We start from the raw sequence: 5,681 nt of genomic DNA, 5'->3' as shown, positions 1-5,681 counted from the left end.
TTTTGTTTTATTTCCCCCTAGAAGGAGGAGGCTTTAAACCCATTCTTCTTGGTAATATTTAAGAAAAACTATAAATTTCTAGGTGGTTTGTGAATTTTGTCTGATGTACCGGACAATAGGTGTTATTAAGAGTAAGAGCAATTTCTATAGAGGGATTTGATTATGCTAGAAAAAATTATTAGTCAAAGTCGGAATGGCAATCAGCCTCAAGTTACTGACGAGAATCTGAAGCTGAACGAAGAATCAACGGACAAAGTTGAGATTGTTGATAAAGTTCCGAATCACAGTATGGCAGAAGTTGCTGTGGAATCTCCAAGTTTACCGGAAAGTACATCTATAAATAATGTTGTAACTCAACAACCTCCGACGGAAAAAGTGCTAGCAAAGGGACGGATTGCACTTTTGTTGTTGATGTTGTTGGTGGTTGGAGGTTTGGGTTTTTTGGTTTGGCAGCGGGCTGCTGCTCCGAAAGCGGAAAAATCTAGTCGCCGTGGTGGTAAAATGCAGGTGACTCCGGTGATGGTGGCGGCGGTGACTAAAAAAACGGTGCCGATTCAATTACAGGCGATCGGGACTGTGCAATCTGGTGCTACTGTTTCTGTTACTGCTCAGGCTAGCGGCCGGATTACGGGAGTTTATTTCCAGAAAGGACAGGAAGTTAAGAAAGGTCAGTTGCTGTTCTCGATCGACGATCGCATTCAAACTGCATCGATCCAACAAGCTCAAGGCATTGTAGCAAAAGACCGCGCGCAAGTACAACAAGCGATGTCAAATCTGGCTAAGGATTTAGGAGTTGTTGAACAAGCGAGGGCGACTCTGGATAAGGATAGAGGAATTGTCGAACAAGCTAAGGCGACTCTGGAAAAAGATAGAGGTGTTGTCCAACAAGCCCGGGCGACTCTGGAGAAGGATAAGGGAGTTGTTGAACAAGCAAAGATGACTCTGGAAAAAGACCAAGGCGCAGTTAAGCAGGCGATCGCAACTTTAACAAAAGATCGAGCGCAAGCACAATATGCGGCCGCCCAAAGTCAACGTTACGCCGAACTCTACAAACAAGGAGTAGTCAGTCAAGATCAAGCGCAACAATATGCTACCAGCAGTCAGGCGACGGCGGCAACGGTTGAGCTTGACAAACAGGCGATCGCAAATGCGGAAACTGCGGTGAAGAGCGATCGCATCGGCATCTCGAATGCGGAGGCTGCGGTGAAAGCTGACGAGGTGGCGATCGCAAATGCGGAAACTGCGGTGAGAAGCGATGCGATCGGAATTGAGAACGCTCAGACGGCGGTAAAGAGCGATTTGGTGGGGATTGAGAATGCTCGGGCTGTCGTGGAGGGCGATCGATCTGCGATCGAGGGTGCTCAGGCTAGTGTAAGCGCAGACGGCGGCAGTTTGCAAAATGCCCAAGTGCAATCATCCTATACTAAGGTGTTTTCGCCGATCGACGGACGCGCCGGAAATGTCCTAGTCACAGAAGGAAATGTCGTACAACCAAGCGCCGACAAACCCTTAGTCACAATCTCCAAAATCAATCCGATTCAAGTTGCCTTTTCCGTTCCAGAATCCAACTTACCAGACATTCAAAAGTACACAGAAAACGGCAAGCTAAAAGTTGATGTCAGCTTCGCGGGAAACAATAAACCGATATCAGGCACTTTGTCCTTTGTCAATAATACAGTTGATAATGCCACAGGCTCAATACAACTGATTGGCGATTTCAATAATTCTGACGGGAAACTATTCCCCGGTCAATTCGTCAATACTATATTAACCTTATCTCAGCAACCAAATGCGATCGTTGTTCCTTCCCAAGCCGTACAAACTGGCCCGAAAGGACAATTCGTATTTGTCGCACAGTTCGACGATACCGTAGATAATGTGCCCGTGGTTGTCGGAAATACAATCGATGGTTTGACTGTCATCAAAAAAGGTTTGAAAGCTGGTGATGATGTTGTGATTGACGGACAAGCTAATCTGGTTGATGGCGGCAAGATTGTTGTTAAAACCGCTGGGGATGCTAAAGATAATTCTGATTCTACTACAAGTGATAAGTCAGACACATCAGGGGATAAGAAATCCGGCGGTGACTCCAATTCATCGGGAAATAAGTCAGGGAAATCGCGCAAAAATCCTTAGGGCGATCGGTTTGAGATTGTAGATTTTGGATGTGATGATTAGGCCTAGATCCCCCCTTAGCTTGCCCCCTACTCCCCCTTAAGAAGGGGGGGACAGGAAGAGTTCAAAGCCCGCCCGAGCAATTTTTGATTTGGGATTTGAGATTGAAGAATAGGGAATGATTGATGAATATCAGGGTTGAGTCATTTAGGATTTGGGAAACACTCAAAGTCCCCCTTCTTAAGGGGGATTTAGGGGGATCGAGACTCAGCAAAAAACGAAAATTCTCAAATTACGGCAATTCTATCCTACTCTTAAACTAATCTAACTAAATGAATCTTTCAGAACCATTTATCCGCCGTCCAATTATGACCACCCTGGTGATGGCGGCCATTCTAATCTTTGGTTGGATGAGTTATCGACTGCTACCAATTAGCGATTTACCCAACGTCGATTATCCCACAATTCAAATTAGCGCTTCCCGTCCCGGCGCCAGCCCGGAAACAATGGCTGCATCCGTGGCGCGCCCGCTAGAAAAGCAATTTTCCAGCATCGCGGGACTCGATACGCTAACCTCCACCAGTACCAGCGGCAAAACTCAAATTACCCTGCAATTCAATCTCAGTCATAATATTGATGATGCGGCGCAGGATGTGGAATCGGCAATTTCCTCAGCAGCGGGACAAATCCCCAATGATTTACCAAATCCGCCGACTTACAGCAAAGTGAATCCCGCCGACGGGCCGATTCTTTACCTTTATCTGACATCCCCAACTTTACCGCTTTCAGAAGTAGATAACTACGCCCAAACTTATCTCGCGCAAAAGCTTTCGACAATCAACGGCGTAGCGCAAGTTCAGATTTACGGTTCCCAAAAATATGCTGCTAGAATTCAACTCAATCCGCAACAGTTAGCCGCGCGACAAATTGGCATCGATCAAGTGCAAACTGCTATCCAACAAGGTAATGTCAATTTACCTACGGGAAGTCTTTCTGGTAGTCACAAAAACTTTACAATCCAAACTAACGGACAACTTAAAGATGCTGCGGCTTTCCGGCGTTTGATTGTAACTTACAAAAACGGACAGCCTGTTTATCTCGAACAATTGGGGCGAGTGGTTGACAGTGTAGAAAATACTAAGGTTGCTAGCTGGTATAATAACGATCGCGCAATTATCCTCACCATCCAGAGACAGCCCGGTACAAATACCGTCGAAGTGGTTGATACGATTCAAAAATTGCTACCGAGTTTGCAAGCCCAGATGCCAAATTCGATCGCACTTGGCGTCATGTACGATGCGTCTCAATCGATTCGCGAGTCTGTCGATGATGTCCGATTTACCTTGGTTTTGACGATCGCCCTTGTCATCTTAGTCATCTTCGTCTTTTTGCGCAACCTGTCAGCAACAGTCATTCCCAGCTTAGCGCTACCGGTGTCGCTGATTGGTACCTTCGCCGTCATGCACCTGTTCGACTACTCGTTGGATAACTTGTCAATGATGGCCCTGACGCTATCTGTAGGCTTTGTAGTCGATGATGCGATCGTCATGCTCGAAAACATCGTCCGCCACATCGAAGCCGGAGAAACCCCACAGGAGGCGGCGCTCAACGGTTCTAGGGAAATCGGATTTACCATTTTATCGATGACGCTTTCCTTGGTGGCGGTGTTTATTCCGATGTTGTTTATGAGTGAGTTGCTAGGGCGCTTGTTTCATGAATTTGCAGTCACGATTGCGGTTTCTATTTTGGTTTCCGGCTTTGTGTCTTTGAGTTTGACACCGATGTTGTGCAGTCGTTTTTTGCGATCGGCAAATCACAGCAATCAAAGCAAATTTTATCAAACTTCCGAATATGTATTCGACAGATTTTTGAGCTTATACGATTGGAGCCTGAAAATAGCCTTAAAATATCACCGCACCACAATGATTTTATCATTAGTCATGGTGTTCGCCACAGTTGGATTATTTATCGCAGTTCCCAAAGGCTTTATTCCCAGCCAAGATACCGGACAAATTACCGGCATTACTCAAGCCGCCGAAGATGCCTCCTTTGATGAATTAGCACGCCACCAGGAAGCCGTTGTCAGGGCGATTCGCGAAGATCCAAACGTGGAAGCAGTCAACTCGAACATCGGGGCCGGATCGAGCGCAAACGGCGCAGGGGCGGCGGTTGCTGGAAATTCCGGCAGCTTGTTTGTGCGGCTGAAACCGATCTCGCAGCGGCAGATGGGTGCGGATGAAATTGTGCAGCATTTGCGATCGCAATTAGCCGAAATTCCCGGCATTAAAGTGTTCTTGCAAAACCCTCCAGCCATTCCGCTGGGCACGCAACAAAGCACTGGATTGTACCAACTAGCGCTGCAAAGTTCCGACGTTTTACCGCTGCGTAAATACGTGCCGCAACTAATAGAAAAAATGAAAGCCATGTCGGAAATTCAGGATGTAAACAGCGATTTGCAGATGACTTCTCAAATCAAAATAGACATCAATCGCGACAAAGCCTCAGCCTTAGGAATTACGGCGAGTCAAATCGAAAACACTCTCAGAAATGCCTACGGCGCTTACCAAGTTTCCACGATTTACGGTGCGAGCAACCAATATCAAGTTATATTGGAACTCGAACCGAAATATCAAAAAGATCCAAATGCTTTGATGCAGCTTTACATGGCGACATCGGGTAATTCCAGCGATGCTGCTGCGAGTCAAACGCAAGTACCGCTAGCAACCTTTGCGACAATCTCCCAAGGAGTCGCACCGTTAATTATCAACCACGTCGGGCGGATGAATGCCGCGACAATTTCCTACAATCTCGCCCCTGGTGTAGCCCTGGGAAGTGCCAATAGCGCGATCGACAAAATCGTCAAATCCGTGATTCCCGACAGCATCACGACGAATTATCAGGGCGCCAGTCAAGTGTTTCAGAGTTCGCTGCCGAGTTTAGGGTTCTTGTTGGCGATCGCAATTTTAGTCATCTATTTAATCCTCGGCATTTTGTACGAAGATTTCATCCATCCGATTACGATTTTGTCGGGATTACCTTCAGCCGGCTTTGGCGCGTTGCTAACACTGATGTTGTTTGGCGTTGAGCTCAACGTTTATTCATTCATCGGTATCATATTATTGGTAGGGATTGTCAAGAAAAACGGGATTATGATGGTCGATTTTGCGATCGAATCCCAACGCCTAGAAGGCAAAAAACCAGCGGAAGCAATCTATCAAGCTTGTTTAGTAAGATTCCGACCGATTATGATGACTACAATGGCAGCATTAATGGGTACATTACCGATCGCATTGGGAGTTGGCGCGGGTTCGGAATCTCGCCGCCCCTTAGGAATTGCCGTTGTCGGCGGACTTTTGTTTTCACAAGTATTGACATTATATCTCACGCCCGTATTTTACATTTACATGGAATCGTGGCGAAAGAAACTTAGGGATGTGAAATTTGGGCAAATCTTTTATGTAAAAGGAGGGCGGTAAAATAACCTTTATAAGAATACCGGGCGAAGGTCATTCGCGTCTACACAAACAAAACAAGCCGGACGCCGGTTGAAGATCGAACGGTTAAAA

Annotated in this window: 2 protein-coding genes; both read left to right on the top strand. The window is 46.4% G+C overall.

All coding sequences use genetic code 11. The annotated features are described in order from the left end of the window. Window positions 1-162: 162 nt before the first annotated feature. Window positions 163-2,136 carry an efflux RND transporter periplasmic adaptor subunit gene (locus QT974_RS30220; RefSeq protein ID WP_333472075.1) on the top strand — a complete coding sequence of 658 codons (1,974 nt, stop codon included), beginning with the start codon at window positions 163-165 and terminating at the stop codon, window positions 2,134-2,136. Between the two features lie 311 nt (window positions 2,137-2,447). After that, window positions 2,448-5,591: an efflux RND transporter permease subunit gene (locus QT974_RS30215; protein ID WP_333472074.1), complete on the top strand. Its 3,144-nt coding sequence runs from the start codon at window positions 2,448-2,450 to the stop codon at window positions 5,589-5,591. Window positions 5,592-5,681: the final 90 nt, after the last annotated feature.

Origin of the sequence: Microcoleus sp. BM001215392 (assembly GCF_036700185.1) — a bacterium.
Classification (GTDB): domain Bacteria; phylum Cyanobacteriota; class Cyanobacteriia; order Cyanobacteriales; family Microcoleaceae; genus Microcoleus.
This window is presented reverse-complemented; position numbering and strand designations above follow the sequence as displayed.